The sequence below is a fragment of the Streptomyces sp. NPDC052687 genome, from assembly GCF_040678395.1.
GTDB lineage: Bacteria > Actinomycetota > Actinomycetes > Streptomycetales > Streptomycetaceae > Streptomyces.
In genome coordinates, this window is sequence record NZ_JBFATR010000030.1 from 1 (window position 1) to 20,184 (window position 20,184).

Annotated in this window: 14 protein-coding genes and 1 pseudogene; 6 read left to right on the plus strand and 9 right to left on the minus strand. The window is 71.7% G+C overall.

Translation table 11 applies throughout. The features are described 5' to 3' along the window. Window positions 1-495 precede the first annotated feature (495 nt). Window positions 496-1,686, plus strand: coding sequence for a zinc-dependent alcohol dehydrogenase (locus tag AB0K92_RS22360; RefSeq protein ID WP_365925448.1), 1,191 nt, complete (start codon window positions 496-498; stop codon window positions 1,684-1,686). Between the two features lie 46 nt (window positions 1,687-1,732). Here the strand turns inward: AB0K92_RS22360 and AB0K92_RS22365 are convergent, their stop codons facing one another. After that, window positions 1,733-2,800, minus strand: a complete 1,068-nt coding sequence (locus tag AB0K92_RS22365) for an ATP-dependent DNA ligase (protein ID WP_365925450.1) — start codon at window positions 2,798-2,800, stop codon at window positions 1,733-1,735. A 172-nt stretch (window positions 2,801-2,972) separates the two neighbouring features. On the opposite strand from AB0K92_RS22365, the gene AB0K92_RS22370 reads away from it, so the two are divergent. Together AB0K92_RS22370 and ligD are read left to right on the plus strand one after the other, a co-directional pair. Beyond that, on the plus strand, window positions 2,973-3,314 hold the full coding sequence (locus tag AB0K92_RS22370) for a hypothetical protein (RefSeq protein WP_365925452.1): 342 nt from the start codon (window positions 2,973-2,975) through the stop codon (window positions 3,312-3,314). A gap of 67 nt (window positions 3,315-3,381) precedes the next feature. Further along, complete coding sequence (ligD, locus tag AB0K92_RS22375; RefSeq protein ID WP_365925454.1) at window positions 3,382-4,392, plus strand: non-homologous end-joining DNA ligase; 1,011 nt, start codon at window positions 3,382-3,384, stop codon at window positions 4,390-4,392. Between the two features lie 33 nt (window positions 4,393-4,425). Here ligD and AB0K92_RS22380 read toward each other — a convergent pair whose 3' ends face one another. Then, window positions 4,426-6,615, minus strand: a complete 2,190-nt coding sequence (locus AB0K92_RS22380) for a family 16 glycoside hydrolase (protein WP_365925456.1) — start codon at window positions 6,613-6,615, stop codon at window positions 4,426-4,428. Between the two features lie 26 nt (window positions 6,616-6,641). After that, on the minus strand, window positions 6,642-9,077 hold the full coding sequence (locus tag AB0K92_RS22385) for a ThuA domain-containing protein (protein WP_365925567.1): 2,436 nt from the start codon (window positions 9,075-9,077) through the stop codon (window positions 6,642-6,644). Window positions 9,078-9,370: 293 nt separating this feature from the next. Here AB0K92_RS22385 and AB0K92_RS22390 point away from each other — a divergent pair, with 293 nt between their 5' ends. Further along, entirely contained in the window at window positions 9,371-10,369 is a 999-nt protein-coding gene (locus AB0K92_RS22390; RefSeq protein WP_365925458.1) for a multicopper oxidase domain-containing protein, read from the plus strand. A 22-nt stretch (window positions 10,370-10,391) separates the two neighbouring features. Here the strand turns inward: AB0K92_RS22390 and AB0K92_RS22395 are convergent, their stop codons facing one another. Beyond that, complete coding sequence (locus tag AB0K92_RS22395) at window positions 10,392-11,273, minus strand: hypothetical protein (protein WP_365925460.1); 882 nt, start codon at window positions 11,271-11,273, stop codon at window positions 10,392-10,394. A 140-nt stretch (window positions 11,274-11,413) separates the two neighbouring features. Here AB0K92_RS22395 and AB0K92_RS22400 point away from each other — a divergent pair. After that, window positions 11,414-12,364: pseudogene (locus AB0K92_RS22400) on the plus strand (LacI family DNA-binding transcriptional regulator); the annotation flags it as partial. Between the two features lie 366 nt (window positions 12,365-12,730). Here AB0K92_RS22400 and AB0K92_RS22405 read toward each other — a convergent pair. After that, window positions 12,731-13,537 (minus strand): VOC family protein, encoded by an 807-nt coding sequence (locus tag AB0K92_RS22405; protein ID WP_365925462.1) that lies wholly within the window; start codon window positions 13,535-13,537, stop codon window positions 12,731-12,733. A 201-nt stretch (window positions 13,538-13,738) separates the two neighbouring features. Here AB0K92_RS22405 and AB0K92_RS22410 point away from each other — a divergent pair, with 201 nt between their 5' ends. Then, complete coding sequence (locus AB0K92_RS22410) at window positions 13,739-13,984, plus strand: WhiB family transcriptional regulator (RefSeq protein ID WP_365925464.1); 246 nt, start codon at window positions 13,739-13,741, stop codon at window positions 13,982-13,984. Between the two features lie 78 nt (window positions 13,985-14,062). Here the strand turns inward: AB0K92_RS22410 and AB0K92_RS22415 are convergent, their stop codons facing one another. The 4 genes from AB0K92_RS22415 to AB0K92_RS22430 form a co-directional block, all read right to left on the minus strand. Continuing rightward, window positions 14,063-15,037: an acyl-ACP desaturase gene (locus AB0K92_RS22415; RefSeq protein ID WP_365925466.1), complete on the minus strand. Its 975-nt coding sequence runs from the start codon at window positions 15,035-15,037 to the stop codon at window positions 14,063-14,065. Between the two features lie 219 nt (window positions 15,038-15,256). Then, window positions 15,257-16,033 (minus strand): dimethylargininase, encoded by a 777-nt coding sequence (gene ddaH / locus AB0K92_RS22420; protein WP_365925468.1) that lies wholly within the window; start codon window positions 16,031-16,033, stop codon window positions 15,257-15,259. A gap of 240 nt (window positions 16,034-16,273) precedes the next feature. After that, window positions 16,274-18,532 carry an excinuclease ABC subunit UvrA gene (locus tag AB0K92_RS22425; protein ID WP_365925470.1) on the minus strand — a complete coding sequence of 753 codons (2,259 nt, stop codon included), beginning with the start codon at window positions 18,530-18,532 and terminating at the stop codon, window positions 16,274-16,276. A 10-nt stretch (window positions 18,533-18,542) separates the two neighbouring features. Further along, window positions 18,543-20,165 carry an ABC-F family ATP-binding cassette domain-containing protein gene (locus tag AB0K92_RS22430; protein ID WP_365925472.1) on the minus strand — a complete coding sequence of 541 codons (1,623 nt, stop codon included), beginning with the start codon at window positions 20,163-20,165 and terminating at the stop codon, window positions 18,543-18,545. Between the last annotated feature and the right edge of the window lie 19 nt (window positions 20,166-20,184).

Here is a 20,184-nt window from a genome sequence, read left to right on the forward strand (position 1 = left end):
ATCCTGGCACCGATCGGGCCAGAGGTTCCCTCCGCCACTCCCAGGCCCCTTGAGGCTGGTGTGACTTGGAGGGCCCGCCACTTCGGGGCGGCCCGGAAGGGCACCCCCTGATACCGCGGCCCCCGCTGCCACCGCTGCCTCGTCGAGGCGGTCCGGAGGGGCCCCTCCCGGCGCCGTCGCCGTGCCGAGGTGCCCCAGGCGCGTGCCGCCCGGCACCATCGGCGTCGTGCCGACGTGCCCCAGGGGTGCTCTTCGTGCTGTGCCCACCGTCGCCACCCGCCCAGTCCCGTGTTCTCGATTGTGCGCTTATCCGCTGATACATCGCCATACCCGGTCACTTCGGAAGTTCCGCCCCCGCTCACGCCGATGGCACGCGCGGAGGGCGCCGAATGCGCCGATCGGCGCAGGCCCGTGGTTCGGCGGAGCACCTCCGGGTACCCGGCCCGCGCCAACCGCAGGACGGGCCCCCGGGGCGCGAGAGAGGGAGCGCGGACGATGAGGGCAGTGACATGGCAGGGCAAGCGGAAGATCAGCGTGGAGAACGTGCCCGATCCACGGATCGAGGAGCCGACGGACGCGATCATCCGCGTCACCTCCACCGGGCTGTGCGGCTCGGATCTGCACCTGTACGAGGTGCTCACCCCGTTCATGACCCCCGGCGACATCCTCGGCCACGAACCGATGGGCATCGTCGAGGAGGTCGGCGCCGGAGTGCCCGACCTGAAGGCCGGCGACCGGGTCGTGGTCCCGTTCCAGATCGCCTGCGGCAACTGCTGGATGTGCCTGAACGCGCTCCAGACCCAGTGCGAGACCACCCAGGTCAACGCCGAGGGCATGGGCGCCGCCCTGTTCGGCTACACCCGTCTGTACGGCGCGGTCCCCGGCGGCCAGGCCGAGTACCTGCGGGTCCCGCAGGCGCAGTACGGCCCGATCAAGGTCCCCGAGGGCCCGCCGGACGACCGTTTCGTCTACCTCTCCGACGTGCTGCCCACCGCGTGGCAGGCGGTGGCCTACGCCGACGTCCCGCAGGGCGGCAGCGTCGCCGTCCTCGGCCTCGGGCCCATCGGCGACATGGCCTGCCGGGTCGCCCAGGTGCGCGGCGCCGGCCGGGTGTTCGGCGTGGACCTGGTCCCCGAGCGGCTGGAGCGGGCGCGGGCGCGCGGCGTCGAGACGTACGACCTGAAGAGCTTCGACAGCGCGAAGGACCTGGTCGCCGCGATCCGCGACGAGACCGACGGGCGGGGCCCGGACGCCGTGATCGACGCGGTGGGCACCGAGGCGCACGGCAGCGCCGCCGCCAAGCTTACCCAGCAGGCCGCGGCGCTGCTGCCGCGGTCCATCGGCGGCCCGTTGGCGGAGCGCTTCAGCGTGGACCGGCTCGCCGCCCTGCACACCGCGATCGAGCTGGTCCGCCGCGGCGGCACCCTGTCCGTCGTCGGTGTCTACGGCGGCATGGCCGACCCGCTGCCCATGCTGACCCTGTTCGACAAGCAGCTCCAGATCCGCATGGGGCAGGCCAACGTCCGCCGCTGGACCGACGAGATCATCCCGTACCTCACGGACGAGGACCCGCTCGGCGTCGACGACTTCGCCACCCACCGCGTCCCGCTGGACGACGCCCCGCACGCCTACGAGATGTTCCAGCGCAAGCGGGACGGCGCGGTCAAGGTGCTGATGACGCCCTGAGCCTCACGGCGCCCCTTCGAGGCGTCATGGGCGCACGCCTCACGCCTCACGCCTCGCCGAAGATCTCCGCGAGGTCGTACCGCACCGGCTCCTCCAGCTGGGCGTACGTGCAGCTCTCCGGGGCCCGGTCCGGGCGCCAGCGGCGGAAACGGGCCGTGTGCCGGAAGCGGGCGCCGTTCTCCATGTGGTCGTACGCCACCTCCGCGACCCGCTCCGGACGCAGCGGCACCCACGACAGGTCCTTCTTGCCCGACCAGCGGCTCGGCGCGCCGGGCAGCCGGGCCGACTCGTGGGCGGCCTCCTCGGCCCACGCCGCCCACGGATGCCCCGCGACGTCCTCCATGCGCAGCGGCTCCAGCTCCTCCACCAGCAGGGCCCGCTGCCGCATCGGGAACGCGGCGGACACTCCCACGTGCTGGAGCGCGCCCCGGTCGTCGTACAGCCCGAGCAGCAGCGAGCCGACCACCGGGCCGCTCTTGTGGAGGCGGTAGCCGGCGACGACCACGTCCGCGGTCCGCTCGTGCTTGATCTTGTACATGGCGCGCTCGTCCTGGCGGTACCGCAAAGCCCGGGGCTTGGCGATCACCCCGTCCAGGCCCGCCCCCTCGTACTGCTCGAACCACTGCCGCGCCACCTCGATGTCGGTCGTCGCCGGCGCCACGTGCACCGGCGGCGTCGTCTGCGACAGCGCCCTGACCAGCAGCGCGCGCCTGTCTTCCAGCGGCACGTCCAGCAGGGACTCGTCGTCGAGGGCCAGCAGGTCGAAGGCCACGAAGGAGGACGGCGTCTTCTCCGCCAGCATCCGCACCCGCGAGTCGGCCGGATGGATCCGCTCGGTGAGCGCGTCGAAGTCCAGCCGCCCCTCCCGCGCGATCACGATCTCCCCGTCCAGCACGCACCGCGCGGGCACCCGCTCCCTGAGTGCCGCCACCAGCTCCGGAAAATACCTGGTCAACGGCTTCCCGGTCCGGCTGCCCAGCTCCACCTCGTCCCCGTCCCGAAACACGATCGCCCGGAACCCGTCCCACTTCGCCTCGTAATGCATGTCCGGCGGAATCCTCGCCACGGACTTGGCGAGCATCGGCTTCACGGGCGGCATGACCGGCAGATCCATGGTCCGACTCTAGGAGCGCCCCCAGCCGCCCGCCCGTCGAGCGATCCGGCCGGGAGCCGCCCCGGAACCGCCGCGTGATCACCCGTACGGGGCAATCACCGCCGAACCCCGGCACACGAGGCCACACCCGAGCACACTGCCCCTCACACACCCGATCACTCAGGAGTCCCGCATGGCCACCAACCCGTACTTCGACACCCCTCTCACCCCGCCGCGGCCCCGCATGTTCCAGCACCCGGCGGCAAAGGTGATCTGGACGCTCGTCCCGGTCGTCACCCTGGGCCTGTGTGCCGCGGTGCCCTTCGTTGTCGCGGCGGTCAAGGGTGTGGTGAAACCGTGGCTGGCGGTCGTCTACGTCGTCGGCGAGATCGCCATCATGGGCGTTGCCCTGGCGATCGACCCGGGCAACGAAAGCGAGAGCCCGCTCGCCGGGTTCCTGCTGATGATCCTGATGATCACGGCCGCCACGCACACGGCGCTGCTCGACAGCGAGAAGGTGAGCGTGGGCAAGTAGCCTGACTCCCCGCGGGGCGACGGGCGTCCGGTATGCGAGAAAAGTGCCGCACGCCTACCGTGGCTGCATGGGTGAAGCGGTGGAACTCGACGTGGGTGGGCGGACCGTGCGGCTGACCAACCCGGACAAGGTGTTCTTTCCCGAGCGCGGGTTCACCAAGCTGGACCTCGCCCGGTACTACATCGCCGTCGGCCCCGGGATCCTGCGCGCCCTGCGGGACCGGCCCACCACGCTGGAGCGCTACCCCGACGGGGTGGGCGGTGAGTCGTTCTTCCAGAAGCGGGCGCCCAAGAGCATGCCCGACTGGATTCCCACCGCGCACATCACCTTCCCCAGCGGACGCACCGCCGACGAGATGTGCCCGACGGAGGAGGGCGCGGTCGTGTGGGCCGCGCAGTACGGCACCCTCACCTTCCACCCCTGGCCGGTGCGCCGGGACGACGTCGACCGGCCCGACGAACTGCGCATCGACCTCGACCCGCAGCCCGGCACCGACTACGACGACGCGGTCCGTGCCGCCCACGAACTGCGGGCCGTGCTGGAGGAGTTCGGCGGGCTGCGCGGCTTTCCGAAGACCTCAGGCGGGCGCGGACTGCACGTCTTCGTGCCCATCGAGCCCCGCTGGACCTTCACCCAGGTCCGGCGCGCCGCCATCGCCGTCGGACGGGAGATGGAGCGGCGGATGCCGGACCGGGTGACCATCAAGTGGTGGAAGGAGGAGCGCGGCAACCGCATCTTCCTGGACTACAACCAGACCGCCCGCGACCGCACCATCGCCTCCGCCTACTCCGTACGGCCCCGCCCGCACGCCCCCGTCTCGGCGCCGCTGCGCTGGGAGGAGGTCGGCGAGGCCCACCCCCGGGACTTCGACCTCGCGACCATGCCCGCGCGCTTCGCCGAGGCCGGCGACGTGCACGCGGACATGGACGAGCACCGCTACTCCCTCGACGCCCTGCTCGACCTCGCCCGCCGTGACGAACACGACCACGGGCTGGGGGACCTGCCGTACCCGCCGGAGTATCCGAAGATGCCGGGGGAGCCCAAGCGGGTACAGCCGAGCCGGGCGAAGAGGACCTGACCTGCCAGGCCTTCTGTCCGGCCTCCTCGCCTCCTAGAGTTCCCTGATCCTGATGTCGCGGTACGAGATCACGTCCGTCGTGCCGTGCACCTGGAGCCCGATGTAGCCGGAGGCGAACCGCCGCCCGTCGGTGCCCGGGTCGTCGGCGCGCGGCGGGCTGAACTCCTGGCCGCCGGTGTTGTCGAACTCGTTGATCAGCACGCCGTTGCGGTAGACCGAGTAGTGCTGGTCCACCACCCGGATCTCGTAGTCGTTCCAGGTGCCCTTCTGGGTGACGCCGGCCCCGGCCAGGCCGACCCGGTCGAAGCCGTAGACCGACCCGGTCTTGTACATGTCGCCGTCGGGCCGGTCGAGCACCTGCACCTCGTGCCCGTACTTGATGGCGACCCACTCCGGCCGCGGCTCCTCGGGATGGTCGTGGACCCACGGGAACCGCACGAAGACACCGGAGTTGGCGTTGCCGGTGCCCGGCGCGTCGTCCCGCCACTGCAGGCGCAGCGAGAAGTCGCCGTACTTGCGCTGCGGGAACCACAGCATGCCCAGGCCCGCCTTGGTGGTGCCGCTGGTCATCGACCCGTCGGCGTTGAGGGCGAAGGAGCCGCCGCCGACGTGCTGCCAGGCGGCGAACGACTGCGCGCTGCCGTCGAAGATCTTGCGGTACCCGTCGGTCTGGCCCGGCCGGCCGATGCCGGACTGGCGGGCGGCCCGCTGGATCGCGTTGTACTCGCGCTGGTCGACGACCCCTTCGCGCAGCAGCCGGTCGAGGACGGTCTTCACGTGCTTGAGGAACAGCGCGTGCGAGGACCACTCCTTCTCGTCCTCGATCAGCTCGTTGATCCGGCACCGGTTGTCCGTGACCCGGTTCGGCACACCCGAGTCGACGGTGCCGACGATGACCGTGAGGCGTTCGTCGTACTCGGGGCAGGGCGGGGCCGGCACCTGGCCCGGGACCACGGTGAAGGTCACGGTGCGGGCCGGGGAGGTGTTGCCGGCCTTGTCGGTGGCACGGTAGGCGACGGTGTGCGCGCCGGCCCGGTCGACGATCAGCGGGGCCGTGTAGGCGAGATACGGTCCGCCGTCGAGCGAGTACTCGATCCGGTCGACGCCCGATCCGCCCGCGTCGGTCGCGGTCACCGTGACCGTGACACGGGTGACGTACGCCCCGTCGGAGTTCTGCGTCCCCTCCACGGTCGCTCCGGTGACCGGCGGCGTGGTGTCCTGCGGCGGCGCGGTGACCACCGTGAACTCGACGCTCTTCTCCGCGGCCACGTTGCCCGCCTTGTCGGTGGCGCGGTACCGCACGGTGTGCGCGCCCGCCTGGTGCACCATCACGGGCGCGGTGTACGGCTGCCACGCGCCGGACGCGCCGAGCGCGTACTCGATGGTGTTCACCCCGGACCCGGTGTCCGAGGCGGTGACGGTGACCGTCGCCATGTCGACATACGCACCGCCGGCATCGCGTTCACCGCTGACCGTCGCCGAGGTCTCCGGCGGTGTGGTGTCGTCCGACGGCGGGGCGACGACGGTGAACTCGGCGCTCTGCTCGGCGGAGACGTTGCCGGCCTTGTCCCAGGCGCGGTAGCGGACGGTGTGGCTGCCCACCTGGTCGATGACGACCGGGGTCGTGTACGGCAGCCAGTCGCCCGACGTGCCGATCGCGTACTGGACACGGTCCACGCCCGACCCGCCGGCCTCGTCCGTGGCCCGGACCGTGACGCTCGCCGACCCGACGTACTGCCCCTGCCCGTTCCGCGTCCCGGTCACCTCGGCGGTGGCCTGCGGCGGCGTGGTGTCCTCGCCACTTCCCTCGGTCACCACGAGGATGCCCTGCATGGAGCCGTGGCCGGGGATCGTGCAGTGGTAGAAGTAGCGGCCCGGGGTCAGGGTGACCTCGGCGGTGTGCCGGCCGCCCATGTCGTCGCCGGGGGTCGCGAGGATGTTCAGCGGGACGTCGCCGTTGAACTCCGGGTCGCTCGTCGCGAACGTCAGGGTGTGCGGCATGCCGGTGGTGTTGCCGGTGGCCGCACTGTTCTCGAAGACGATCGTCGCCGGGCCCGCCACCGCGGTCGCCGGCGCCGAGGTGTACCGGGTGATGTCGTCACCGGCCGTCCAGGTGAGCACCTGCGCGGCGGCGGGCGCGGCGGACGGTTCGGTCTGACCGAGCGCCGCCGGGGCCGCCTGCACCCCGAGCAGCAGGAGCAGCCCCGCCAGCAGCACGGCCACCGCTCTTCGTTGACGTCGTACGGTTCTCACGACTGCGACCCCCTCGCGAGCCGGTCGGCGGACGGAGTCGGACCGCCGCCGGTGTACGTCACCCGCCACAGCGCCGACTTGGCGTCCGAGGTGAAGAAGCCGCGGCCGTAGTCGAGCACGTACAGCGCGCCGTCCGGGCCGAACTTCCAGTCCATCAGGTTCCTGATGCCGTCGTTGCCCACGGGGACGATCTTCTTCAGCGACTCGGAGTGCACCGGCAGTCCGCCGTCGCCCTGCGTCCTCGGGTCCATCAGGACGGCGTTGCGCGGCTGGTCGGCGTCGTAGAAGTCGCCGACGAACCACTTGCCGTCCCAGTACGCGGGCCAGGCGACGTCGCTGCCGGGCGTGACGGCGGCGTGCCGGTAGACCGGCCCGTTCATCGCGGCCTGCCCGCCGCCCTTCAGCCACGGCAGCCGGTAGGTGGCCTCCTCCGGCTTGTACGACGGGACTCCGGCGGCGTCGCGCGGGAAGTCGGGGCCGCCGCCCTGCGGGGAGTACCAGATGTTGTTGCCGGTGACGGGCGGCAGGTTGACCAGGCCGTCGTTGTTGGGCGACTCGTTCTTCGGGCGGTCGCAGTCGTACCAGCCGAGCGGCTTGGACGGGTCGGGCAGGTTGCGGTCGCGGTAGGGCTGCTTGTTGCCCATGCAGTACGGCCAGCCGCGGTTGCTCGCCTTGGTGATGACCGCGAACGTGTCGTACTTCGCGGGGCCCCACACCGGGGACGGCGCGGAGGCGTCGGGACCGACCCAGCCCGCGTAGAGGATGTCGGTGGTCTTGTCGACGAAGATGCGCGCCGGGTTCCTGACGCCCATGACGTAGATCTCGCCGCGGGTCTTGCCGCCGCCCTCGTCGGTCTCCCTGCCGGTGAAGAGGTTCCCCTCGGGGATCGTGTACGTCCCGTCGGGCTCGGGGTGGATGCGCAGGATCTTGCCGTTGAGGTTGTTGGTGTTGCCGGCGGTGCGGCGCGCGTCGGCGAAGGACACGCCCTTGTAGTTCGGCTCCGGGTTGTTGCCGGAGTAACCGTCGCTGAAGCGGCTGGAGTTGTTGTCGCCGGTCGCGATGTACAGGTTGCCCTTGGAGTCCCAGGCCATCCCGCCGCCCGCGTGGCAGCAACTGTGGATCTGCACCGGCCACTTGAGCAGCACCTTCTCGCTGCCCAGGTCGAGCTTGTCCGTGTTCCGGTCGAGGGTGAAGCGGGAGACGCGCCGCTCGGCCATCCGGGTCTCGCGGTCGATCCCGGAGTGCGGGGTGTAGTGCAGATACACCCAGCCGTTCTCCTCGAACCGCGGGTCCAGTTCGATGCCGAGCAGACCTTCCTCTACCTTGACCAGTTCGTCCCCGCCGCCCTTGTTGCCGAACACGGTCAGCGCGCCGGCGAGCGTCACCTGCTTGGTCTTCGGGTCGTAGATGTGGATCTCGCCCTTGCCCTTGCCGATGTCGGGGTCGTTCCAGTCGGTGATCACCGGCTGGGAGGAGTCGGCACCGCCGCGCCCGATGTAGAACACCCGTCCGTCGGGGGCGGTGACCAGGCCGTGCGGTTCGCCGATCTGGTCGTTCCGTCCCGGCTGGTTGGGCTTGGTGAGCCGCTCGGCCTTGTAGTTGCCGCTGATCGTCGCCTTGCAGTCGGCCCGCACGAGGCGGGTGGTCCACAGCAGGGCGCCGCGCAGATGCGCGCGGAAGTCGGTCTCGTCGTACGACGACACCGTGCCGCCCATGCCGGTGTAGAAGGAGCGGCCGCCGTCGTAGTCACGGCACCAGCTGACCGGGTGGTCCCAGCCGTTGGCGCTCGCTCCGGGCTGGTAGGTGGACTCCCGCACGCGGGCGACCGTGTGCACCTCACCGGAGGGGTTCTTCACCCAGTTGAACCACCGGTCCGGGCGCTTCCACTGCACGGGCAGGTCCTTGGTGGCCGGGTGCCGGCGGTCGCCGACCTCGACCGTCGCGCGCTGGACCGCGGCCGGGCTGGAGGCGGCCGGGCGGGCGCCGATCAGCCCGGTGAACCAGTCCGAGTACGGCTCCGCGCGGGCCGCGTCGTGCAGGCCGACGAAACCGCCGCCCGCCTCCATGTACGCCTCCAGGCCCGCCTCCTGCTCCGGGTCGAGGACGTCGCCGCCCCCGGTGAGGAACACGACGGCGTTGAACCGGCCCAGCCTCGCCTCGTCGGTGAAGACCGCGGCGTCGTCCGTGGCCTCGACCTTGAAGCGCTGGTCCGCGGGACCCGACAGCCCGATCCGCTCGATGGCCTCGATCCCGGCGTTGACGAGGGGGGATTCGCCCCCGGCCGCCGCCGAGCCGTAGAAGATCAGCACCCGTACGTTCGCGCCGCCCGGCGGCGACTTGACGGACATCGTTGTCAGGGACGGTTCCGGTGCCGGGCGTGCGTTCGCGGCGGAGCCGGAGAGCAGTCCGGCCGTGAGGAAACCGGCGGTCAGGGCGGCCGTCGCGACCCGTCTGCCGGTCCGCGCGCCGGTTCGTGTGCCGGTTCGTGTGCCGGTTCGTGCGCCGGTCCTCGACCGTCGTCGTTCCCTCGGTCTGTGGTGCGATGTGGACCGCATGTGGCCACCCACCCCTCGTCGGTCACAGCAACAGCGCCAAGGAAGCTAGACCTCTTTGCTCGGTTCGCCAATAGATATGACCGGAACGGGTCCAACTTTGTCCCGGGTGTGGATAAACGCCGTGAGCCCCGCTACCGTCTCGAATCCCGTACCGGAGTGGGGAGTTCGGCATGGACAGACGTGGGTTCAACCGGCGGGTGCTCCTGGGCGGCGCGGCCGCCGCGACATCGTTGTCCCTGGCGGCGGCGGTCGAGGCCACCGGCGCCGACGCCGCGGAACCGGTCAGGACCGCGCCGGCCGGCGGCGAGGTGCGACGGCTCCGGCTCTACGCCGAGCGGCTCGCCGACGGGCAGATGGGCTACGGCCTGGAGAAGGGCAAGGCGACGATCCCCGGGCCGCTGATCGAGCTGAACGAGGGCGACACCCTGCACATCGAGTTCGAGAACACCATGGACGTGCCGGTGAGCCTGCACGTCCACGGCCTCGACTACGAGATCTCCAGCGACGGCACCAAGCAGAACAGAAGCGACGTGGAGCCCGGCGGCACCCGCGTCTACACCTGGCGCACCCACGCCCCCGGCCGCCGCAAGGACGGCACCTGGCGGGCGGGCAGCGCGGGTTACTGGCACTACCACGACCATGTCGTCGGCACCGAACACGGCACCGGCGGCATCCGCAAGGGCCTGTACGGGCCGGTGATCGTCCGCCGCAAGGGCGACATCCTGCCGGACCGCACCCACACCATCGTCTTCAACGACATGACCATCAACAACCGGCCCCCGCACACCGGCCCGGACTTCGAGGCGACGGTGGGCGACCGGGTCGAGTTCGTGATGATCACGCACGGCGAGTACTACCACACGTTCCACCTGCACGGTCATCGCTGGGCCGACAACCGCACCGGCATGCTGACCGGCCCCGAGGACCCCAGCCCCGTCATCGACAACAAGATCGTCGGCCCGGCGGACTCCTTCGGCTTCCAGGTGATCGCGGGGGAGGGGGTGGGCGCCGGGGCGTGGATGTACCACTGCCATGTCCAGAGCCACTCCGACATGGGGATGGTGGGGCTGTTCCTGGTGAGGAAGACGGACGGCACGATCCCGGGCCACGAGCCGCACGAGCCGCACGGGTCACAGCCGCGTGCGGCGCACGGGCAGCACGAGCACTGACGTCAGCCGATGAGCACTGACGTCAGCCGATGTCCAGGACGGTCCACTCCGTGCCGGGCCGTTCCTGGACGTAGAGCCGCGGGCCGCGGCAGACCAGCCGGCGGCGGCCGAGCCGGCCACCACCGGGACCGAGCAGCCGGCCCTCGGTCACGGGCCGCACCGCCGTGTCCGTGAGACGGCAGTCGACGAGCCGGTCGTGGTCCTCGCCGTAACCGCCGAACAGCACCGCGCGATCGCCGTGCACGGCGAGGCCCTTGACCCCCTGCACCGGGTTCTTCCGCACCCGGATCGCGTGCCCGGCACCGATCTCCAGCAGCGGGAAGCCCGTGTAGGTGCACGCCCACGCGGTGTGCCCCGACACGTTCAGCGCGTAGCAGTCGGAGATCCAGTCCGCCCCGCCGGCCGGCTGGTACGCCCACACGCTCTCGCCCGTGCCGCTCCAGTGGCGCAGGCCGGGCGCGCTGAGCGGGTCGTCGCCGTAGACGCCCTCGTCGAAGTAACCGACCCACAGGTCGCCCGCCGCGTCGGTCAGCAGGTGCTCGATGGCGTCACCGACGCGGAACGTCCACGAAGGGCGGCCCAGCGCGTCGAAGACCCGCACCTGCTCGTCGCCCTCCCGGGACCGGCTGTCCGCCACCAGGAAACCGCCGTCGGGGAGGGCGGCGAGGTGCGGGAAGCGGGCGGTCAGGGCGCTCAGGTGGGTCTCGTAGGGCCGCCCGTCCCCGACGGTGACCACCACGGCGTCGTACGGCTCACGCTCCGCACCGCGCGGTCTGGCCTCCCCGAGGAGCCAGTGCGCGCGGCCGTCGGCGTCCACCGTGCTGTCCAGGACGGTCCGGTCGTGGTGGCCGCGCGGCAGCCGCGCGTACGGCACGAGCCGTGTCCCGGCGGGGCTGTCAGACATGGGTACCGCTCGTCGCCATGCCGTGATCATCACCGGCCGGCGTGCGGCGCGGCAAGGGATTTCGCGGTGCCCGCGCCGCCGTCTCGCCGCCCGGCACCCGTGGTTATCCTGATCGGCAACCGCCGAGGAGGAGTCCCGAAGTGACCGAGGGAGCGTCGCGTCCCACGCTGGAGGCCGTGGCCGCGCGGGCGGGCGTGTCGCGGGCCACCGTCTCCCGGGTCGTCAACGGCGGGGAGGGCGTCCGCGAACCCCTCGTGGAACGGGTCAGGCAGGCCGTGGAGGAACTGGGCTACGTCCCCAACCAGGCGGCGCGCAGCCTGGTGACCAAGCGGCACGACGCGGTCGCCGTCGTCATCGCCGAACCGGAGTCCCGGGTCTTCGCCGACCCCTTCTTCGCGCTGCAACTGCGCGGCATCAGCAAGGAACTGACCGCCCACGACAACCAGCTGGTGCTGCTGCTCACCGAGGGCCGCGCCGACCACGCCCGCGTCGCCCGCTACCTCGCGGGCGGCCATGTCGACGGCGCACTGGTGTTCTCGCTGCACCTCGACGACCCGCTGCCCGGCCTGATCCAGGGCGCCGGCGTGCCCACGGTGTTCGGCGGACGGCCCGGCTGGAGCGACGCCACACGGCAGGCCGTGTACGTCGACAGCGACAACCGGGGCGGCGCCCGGCAGGCCGTACGGCACCTCGCCGGTCTCGGCCGCACCCGGATCGCGCACATCACCGGGCCCCTCGACCAGACCTCGGCGGCGGACCGGCTCGACGGCTACCGGGACGCCGTCGGGGACGGCGATCCACGGCTGGTCGTGGAGAGCGACTTCACCCCCGCGGGCGGCGAGCGCGCCATGCGGGAACTCCTCGACCGGGTCCCCGGCCTGGACGCCGTGTTCGCCGCGAACGACCTGACCGCCACGGGTGCGCTGCGCGTGCTGCGGGAACGCGGGCGGCGGGTGCCCGAGGACGTCGCCGTGGTGGGCTTCGACGACATGCTGCCGCTGGCCGAGCAGACCGACCCGCCGCTGACGACGGTCCGTCAGCCCATAGAGGAGATGGGCCGGCTGATGGCGCGGCTGCTGCTGCGGCGACTGGACCGCAGGGCCGCGGGCGATGCGTCGGCCGGAGGCGCTGTCTCGGCCGGAGGTGCTGTCTCGGCCGGATGCGAGGTCTTGGCCGGAGGTGCTGTCTCGGCCGGAGGCGAGGTCTTGGCCGGAGGCGAGGTCTCGGGTGAAGACGACGTCTCGACCGCAGGTGACGCCTCGGGCGAAGGCGACGTCCCGGTCGGAGGTGACGTCTCGGGCGAACGCGAGGTCCCTGGCGAAGGCGACGTCCCGACCGGAGTCGTCCTGCCGACGACGCTGGTGCGGCGCGCGTCTGCCTGACCTCGGCTCACTCCCGCTGCCGAGGCTCCTCCTCCCGCGGCCGCGGCTCCTCCCGCACCGGGGCTCCTCCTCCCGCTACCCCGGCTCCTCTTCCCCCTGCTGCGGCACGCTCTTGATCACCGCGAAGCGGGCGCCGTACGGGTCCGCCAGCTTGGCGATGCGGCCGACGTCCGGCATGTCGGTGGCGGGCATCCGGACGGTGCCGCCCAGTCGCTCGGCGTCGGCGACGGCGGCGTCCGTGTCCTCGACCTCGAAGTACGACAGCCAGTAGGGCGGCGCCTCCGCCTCCGTCGGGTCGTCGGACAGCGGCACCATGCCGCCGAACATGGACTCCTCTCCGCCGCCCGCGGGGGTGACCGTGGTGTAGACGCCGCCGGGGAAGGGCACGCCGAACGTCTCCAGACCCAGTACCGCGTGGTAGTACGCGGCGGCGGCCGGCAGGTCCCGCGTGTACAGCTCCACCCAGCACAGCGAGCCGGGCTCGCCCGCCACGTCGATCCCCCTGGTCCGGCCCGGCTGCCAGACGCCGAACGGCACGCCTGCCTTGTCGGTGAGGAGCGCCATGCGGCCTTGGTCCAGCACGTCCATGGGCCGCAGGAGCACCCCGCCGTGCGCCTGCTCGGTCGCTTCGACCGTGGCCTCCGCGTCGGGGGTCTGGAAGTACACGGTCCAGGAGGGCGGGCCCTGCTCCGGGGTGGTCCGCATACCGCCGGCCACCGTCCGGCCGTCCAGCTCGAAGAAGCCGTAGCCGCCGGCCTCGGGCCCCGCCGAGCGGAAGCGCCAGCCGAAGAGACCGCCGTAGAAGGAGACGGCACCGTCGAGGTCGGGGGCGCCGACGTCGACCCAGTTGGGAGCGCCGCTGACGAAACGGGTGGTGAGCATCCTCGCCCTCCTCAGAAGGGGCTCGTTGCCTGCTCTGCCGAGTCTCGCACCGCCCACTGACAATCGCGCTTTTGCCGTCTCCGCGCGCCGCCGTGCGCCGGGCACGCGCCGCGCGGCATCATCAGGGCGGCCACACCCCCGGAGCACCGCGTTGATCCGCCGTTGATCGAACGTTTTTCGCTCTCCGGCAGCCTCGGTGACATGCACCTCGAAACGATCACGCCGGCCTCCTCCACTTGGCAGGCACAGGCCCTGTGCGCGCAGACCGGGGCGGACTTCTTCTTCCCCGAGCCCGGCAGCTCGGTGCGTGAGGCGAAGCGCATCTGCGGCATGTGCGAGATGCGCGCCGCCTGCCTCGAGTACGCCCTCACCCACGACGAACGCTTCGGCGTGTGGGGCGGCCTGTCCGAGAAGGAACGCCTCCGGCTGCGCCGCACCTCGCACTGAGCCGGTGCGCGCGCCGGGGCCGTCCGCGCGGTGGCCCCCGAAGGGAGCCTCACCCGCGCGGACCCGGCCCCACCGGGCTCAAGCGCTCGCGCGGGCCGCCATACGGGCCTTGCGGGCCGCCAGCTTCTCGTCGAACTTCGAGGCCTCCGCGTCGAGGCCGTTCAGGTAGAGGCCGAGTTCCTCCTGGGCCTGCCGGCCCTCGGGGCCGAGGCCGTCGATCTCCATGACCTTCAGGAACCGCAGCACGGGCTGCAGGACGTCATCGTGGTGGATCCGCAGGTTGTAGATCTCGCCGATGGCCATCTGGGCGGCGGCCCGCTCGAAGCCGGGGATGCCGTGGCCGGGCATCCGGAAGTTCACGACCACGTCCCGCACCGCCTGCATCGTCAGGTCGGGGGCCAGCTCGAAGGCCGCCTTGAGCAGATTCCGGTAGAAGACCATGTGCAGGTTCTCGTCGGTCGCGATGCGCGCCAGCATCCGGTCGCACACCGGGTCGCCGGACTGGAAGCCGGTGTTGCGGTGCGAGATGCGGGTCGCGAGCTCCTGGAAGGCCACGTAGGCGATCGAGTGCAGCATCGAGTGCCGGTTGTCGGACTCGAAGCCCTCGCTCATGTGGGCCATCCGGAACTGCTCCAGCTTGTCCGGGTCCACCGCGCGGGAGGTGAGCAGGTAGTCCCGCATCACGATGCCGTGCCGGCCCTCCTCGGCGGTCCAGCGGTGCACCCAGGTGCCCCACGCGCCGTCACGGCCGAAGAGGGTGGCGATCTCGTGGTGGTAGCTGGGCAGGTTGTCCTCGGTCAGCAGGTTCACCACCAGCGCGATCCGGCCGACCTCGGTGACCTTGGACTGCTCCTTGTCCCAGGCCTCGCCGTCCTCGAAGAAGCCGGGGAAGTTGCGGCCGTCCGACCACGGCACGTACTCGTGCGGCATCCAGTCCTTGGCGACCTTCAGATGCCGGTTCAGCTCTTTCTCGACCACTTCCTCCAGTGCGTACAGCAGCCGGGCGTCGGTCCAGACGGAGGGGCTGCCGAGGTGGGGGGAGGTGATCGTCACGGGTACTCCAGGGGGACGAGCGGGCAATACAGGGGCCCCGGCGGGCGGCGCCGGGAACCTACGGAATCGTAGGCTACGAATCCGTAGGTTACGAAGCCGTAGGTTAAGGGTGCCGTAAAGACCGCTGCTCACGCCTACTTCCCAAGGGCGCCCAGGTATGCCGGAAAAGCCCCGGGACCCGCAGGTCCCGGGGCGTGGCGGGCGAATAGGCCACTCGGGTCAGGCGTACAGGTCCCGCAGCCGCACCGAGAGACATGTCACACAGGCCTCGAGCTTCTCGAACTCGCCGATGTCCACCACGACCGGCTCGTAGCCGAGGTCCGCGAACAGCTCCGCCGTCTTCGGCGCGCTGGCCGCCATCAGCAGCTTGTGACCGCCGAGCAGCACCACGTGGGACCCGGACTCCTCCGGCACGTGCAGGAAGCGCCCGAACAGCGACGGCGTGTCCATCAGCGGGATGTGCCCGATCACCGTCCCGTCGGGCAGCGCCGTGACCGCGGACTTCAGATGCAGCACCTTGCTCACCGGCACGGACACCACCCGCGCGCCCAGCGGCTCGAACGCGGCCCGCAACTGCTGCACGCCGGCCGCGTTGGTACGCCCGCCCCGGCCGACGTAGATGGTGTCGCCGATCTTCAGGACGTCGCCGCCGTCCAGCGTGCCGGGCTCCCAGATCCAGTTCACCGAGCAGCCCAGGCTCGCCACGGTCTCCTCCACGGCGACGGTCTCGGCGCGGCGGGACTGCGCGCCGGGCCGGGTGATCAGAGCGACGTTCTTGTACATGACCACGGTGTCCTCCACGAACACCGAGTCGGGGCAGTCGTCGGCCGGAGCGACCTCGACGGTCTCCCAGCCGTGGGCGCGCAGCGCCTCGACGTACGCCTCCCACTGCTTCACCGCGCGGTCGACATCGACCTCCGTACGTGCGACGTGCGTGACGAGGCCTTCGGCCAGGCGGGGGCTCGGGCGGCGGATGAGGGCCTTCTTGCTGGGCACGGGGGTCTCCGTATCGGATGGGTGTTTCCGGTCGTGGCCGAAACCCGTCGGGGTGTCGGCGCACATCATGCAGGCCCATTGTCGGAGAGGACAGCGCCGATCCACGCGCACGGGGTCGCGCCCGCCGCCTCACCGCGAGACCTTCACGCCGCCCCCACCAGGGTGGACGTCTCCGGCGACCGGCCGCCCACCGCCCACCGCCCGACCGGCCGCCCGCCGCCCGGCCGGGCCCGGCGCGTCTCACCCGGCGCCCGTCACCCGCCGCAGATGCTCGGCGGTGAACGACCCCTCGGCGGCCAGCAGGTCACGCGGGGTTCCCTCGAACACGACCCGCCCGCCGTCCCGGCCGCCGTCCGGGCCGAGGTCGACCACCCAGTCGGCGTGGGCCACCACGTCCAGGTTGTGCTCGACGACCACGACCGTGTTGCCCGCGTCGACCAGCCGGTCCAGCAGCGCCAGCAGCCCGTCGACGTCCGACATGTGCAGCCCGGTCGTCGGCTCGTCCAGGACGTACACCGCGCCGGTGCGGTGCAGCCGGGTCGCCAGCTTGATCCGCTGCCGCTCGCCGCCGGAGAGTGTCGACAGGGGCTGGCCGAGGGTCAGATAGGTGAGCCCCACGTCGCGCAGGGCGCGCAGCCGCCGCCGTACGCCGGAGTCGTCGAAGAAGTCCAGGGCCTGCTCGGCGGTCATCTCCAGGACGTCCGCGACGGAGCGCCCGCGGACCGTCAGCCGCAGCACGTCCTCCCGGAACCGCCGCCCCTCGCACGCGTGGCACGTGGTCGTCACCGGGTCCATGAAGGCGAGGTCCGTGCAGATGACCCCGCGGCCCTCGCAGGTGTCGCAGGCGCCCGCCGAGTTGAAGCTGAACAGGCCCGCGTCGGCGCCCGTCTCCCGGGCGAAGATCCGCCGTACGGTGTCCATCACCCCCAGGTAGGTGGCGGGCGTCGACCGCGCGGAGATGCCGATGGACGACTGGTCCACGACGACGGCCTCCGGATGCGCCCCGGTCAGCTCCGCGACCAGCGTGCTCTTCCCCGACCCGGCGACCCCGGTCACCGCGGTCAGCACCCCGGCCGGGAAACACACGGTGACATCCCGCAGGTTGTGCCGGTCGGCGCCCTTGACCCACAGTTCGCCGCTCGCCGCGCGGGTGCGCTCCTTCAGCCGCGTACGGCGTCCCAGGCACCGCCCGGTCAGCGTCCCGGACCGGGCCAGCTCGCGCGGAGTCCCCTCGAACACCACGCGCCCGCCGTCGGCGCCCGCGCGGGGACCCATGTCGACGACGTGATCGGCGAGCGCGATGACGTCCGGGTCGTGCTCCACGACCAGCACCGTGTTGCCCTTGTCGCGCAGCCGCAGCAGCAGATCACCCAGGCGGCCGACGTCGCGCGGGTGCAGTCCGACGCTCGGCTCGTCGAAGATGTACGTCATCCCGGTCAGGCTGGAGCCCAGGTGCCGTACGGTCTTCAGCCGCTGCCCCTCGCCGCCGGAGAGCGTGGCGGTTTCCCGGTCGAGGCTGAGATAGCCGAGGCCGATCGCCTCGATGCGCTCCAGAGCGGCCACCGCGGCGCCCGCGATCGGCCGGGCCACCGGGTCACCGATCTCCCGCAGGACCCCGATCAGATCGCTGACCTGCATCCGCGCGCAGTCCGCGATGGACAGCCCGTTGATCCGGGTGGCGAGCGCGGCGGCGTTCAGCCGTGCCCCGCGGCACTCCGGGCAGGTGTCCTCCACCAGGAAGCGCGCGACGACGTCGCGGGTCTTCTGGCTGAGCGCGGACAGGTCCCGCTTCAGGTAGAGCCGTTCGAACTTGTCGGCGAGGCCCTCGTAGTCATGGGCCCAGGAGCCGCCGGAGCCGTCGATGACGACCTTCGTGCCCCGCCCGCGCAGCAGGAACTCCCGCTCCGCGTCGGTGAACTCGCCCACCGGCTTGTGCACGTCCAGGTCGGTGGTGTTGGTGTACGTCTGCCCCTGCCAGGTGCCCACCGCGAACGGCGGGAACAGGATCGCCCCGCCCGCCAGCGACCGCGCGGGGTCGAGGATGCGGTCCCACGCGGGCTGCACGGTCCGCCCGAGGCCGTCGCAGCGCGGGCACATGCCCGAGGGGTCGTTGAACGAGTACGCCGTCGCGGGACCCGCGCTGGGCGTGCCGTGCCGGGAGAACAGCACCCGCAGCACCGAGTAGACGTCGGTCATGGTGCCGACCGTGGACCGTGAGTGGCCCCCGACCGGCCGCTGGTCGACGACGATCGCGGGGGACAGGTCACGCAGCGCCTCCGCCTGCGGCTGCTCGTACTTGGGCAGCCGGTTGCGCACGAACCAGCTGAACGTCTCGTTCAGCTGGCGCTGCGACTCGACCGCGATCGTGTCGAACACGACCGACGACTTCCCCGATCCCGAAACGCCGGTGAACACGGTCAGCCGGCCCTTCGGGATGCGCAGGGTGACGTCCTTGAGGTTGTTCTCCCGGGCTCCGACGATGCTGATGAACTCGCTCATGCCCCCGAAGCTAGGCGGGATACCCGACAGCTCCTGGCGTGATTTCCGAGAGTTCTCCGTCCAGCATCAGCCACCGGGTGATGCCGATGGACTCCAGGAACGGCAGGTCGTGGCTGGCCACGATCAGCGCTCCCTCGTACGACTCCAGGGCCGTGACGAGCTGGCGTACGCTCGCCATGTCCAGGTTGTTCGTCGGCTCGTCCAGCAGCAGCAGCTGCGGCGCCGGCTCCGCCAGCATCAGCGCGGCCAGCGCCGCCCGGAAGCGCTCGCCGCCGGACAGGGTGGCCGCCTTCTGGTCGGCCCGCGCGCCCCGGAACAGGAACCGCGCCAGCCGCGCCCGGATCCGGTTGTTGGTGGCGCCCGGCGCGAACCGGGCCACGTTCTCGGCGACGGTCAGCTCGTCGTCGAGGACGTCCAGGCGCTGCGGCAGGAACCGCAGCGGGACGTGCGCCGCCACGATGCCCGACACCGGTGCCAGCTCGCCCACGACGGTCCGCAGCAGGGTCGTCTTGCCCGCGCCGTTGCGGCCGATCAGCGCGATCCGCTCCGGCCCCCGCACATCCAGACCGCCCGCCACGCGCGCGCCGTACGCCAGTTCCAGCTCGCGCAGGGTGAGCACCTCGCGGCCCGGCGGCACGGCGGTGTACGGCAGGTCGACGCGGATCTCGTCGTCGTCCCGTACGGCCTCCACCGCCTCGTCGAGCCGTTCCCTGGCCTCGGCGAGCTTCTCCTCGTGCATGATGCGGTGCTTGCCCGCCGAGATCTGGGCCTGCCGCTTGCGCTCGCTCATGATGATCTTGGGCTCGCGCTTGTTGTCCCACATCTTCTGCCCGTACCGCTTGCGGCGGGCCAGTTTGACCTGGGCGTCGGCCAGCTCCCGCTTCTGCTTGCGCAGGTCGGCCTCGGCGACCCGCACCATGCGCTCGGCGGCCTCCTGTTCGACGGCGAGCGCCTCCTCGTACGCCGAGTAGTTGCCGCCGTACCAGCTGATCTGTCCGGAGCGCAGGTCGGCGATCTGGTCGACGCGTTCGAGAAGTTCGCGGTCGTGGCTGACCACGACCATCACGCCGGGCCAGGACTCGACGGCCGCGTACAGCCGCCGCCGTGCGTACAGGTCGAGGTTGTTCGTCGGCTCGTCCAGCAGCAGCACGTCCGGGCGGCGCAGCAGCAGCGCGGCCAGCCGCAGCAGCACCGACTCGCCGCCGGACACCTCGCCCGTGGTGCGGTCCAGGTCGATGTGGCCGAGGCCGAGTTCGCCGAGGGTGGCCAGGGCGCGCTCCTCGACGTCCCAGTCGTCGCCGACCGTCTCGAAGTGCTCCTCGGAGGCGTCGCCGGCCTCGATGGCGTGCAGGGCGGCCCGCCGTTCGGCGATGCCCAGCACCTGGTCGACGCGCAGGGTGGTGTCCAGCGTGACGTTCTGCGGGAGCCAGCCGACCTCGCCCGCGATCCGCACGGCGCCGTCGGTCGGGGTCAGCTCTCCGGCGATCAGCTTCAACAGGGTGGACTTCCCTGACCCGTTGACGCCGACGAGCCCGGTGCGGCCGGGGCCGAAGGAGGCGTCGAGGCCGTCGAAGACGGCGGTGCCGTCGGGCCAGGTGAAGGACAGGGAGGTGCAGGTGAGGAATGTATGCACAGGGGCCTCGCGGTTGCGT

Bases quoted from the DNA above. Each gene is read 5' to 3' on its own strand.
- AB0K92_RS22360 (WP_365925448.1), top strand. From the start codon at position 496: ATGAGGGCAGTGACATGGCAGGGCAAGCGGAAGATCAGCGTGGAGAAC.
- AB0K92_RS22365 (WP_365925450.1), bottom strand. From the start codon at position 2,800: ATGGATCTGCCGGTCATGCCGCCCGTGAAGCCGATGCTCGCCAAGTCC.
- AB0K92_RS22370 (WP_365925452.1), top strand. From the start codon at position 2,973: ATGGCCACCAACCCGTACTTCGACACCCCTCTCACCCCGCCGCGGCCC.
- ligD (WP_365925454.1), top strand. From the start codon at position 3,382: ATGGGTGAAGCGGTGGAACTCGACGTGGGTGGGCGGACCGTGCGGCTG.
- AB0K92_RS22390 (WP_365925458.1), top strand. From the start codon at position 9,371: ATGGACAGACGTGGGTTCAACCGGCGGGTGCTCCTGGGCGGCGCGGCC.
- AB0K92_RS22395 (WP_365925460.1), bottom strand. From the start codon at position 11,273: ATGTCTGACAGCCCCGCCGGGACACGGCTCGTGCCGTACGCGCGGCTG.
- AB0K92_RS22405 (WP_365925462.1), bottom strand. From the start codon at position 13,537: ATGCTCACCACCCGTTTCGTCAGCGGCGCTCCCAACTGGGTCGACGTC.
- AB0K92_RS22410 (WP_365925464.1), top strand. From the start codon at position 13,739: ATGCACCTCGAAACGATCACGCCGGCCTCCTCCACTTGGCAGGCACAG.
- AB0K92_RS22425 (WP_365925470.1), bottom strand. From the start codon at position 18,532: ATGAGCGAGTTCATCAGCATCGTCGGAGCCCGGGAGAACAACCTCAAG.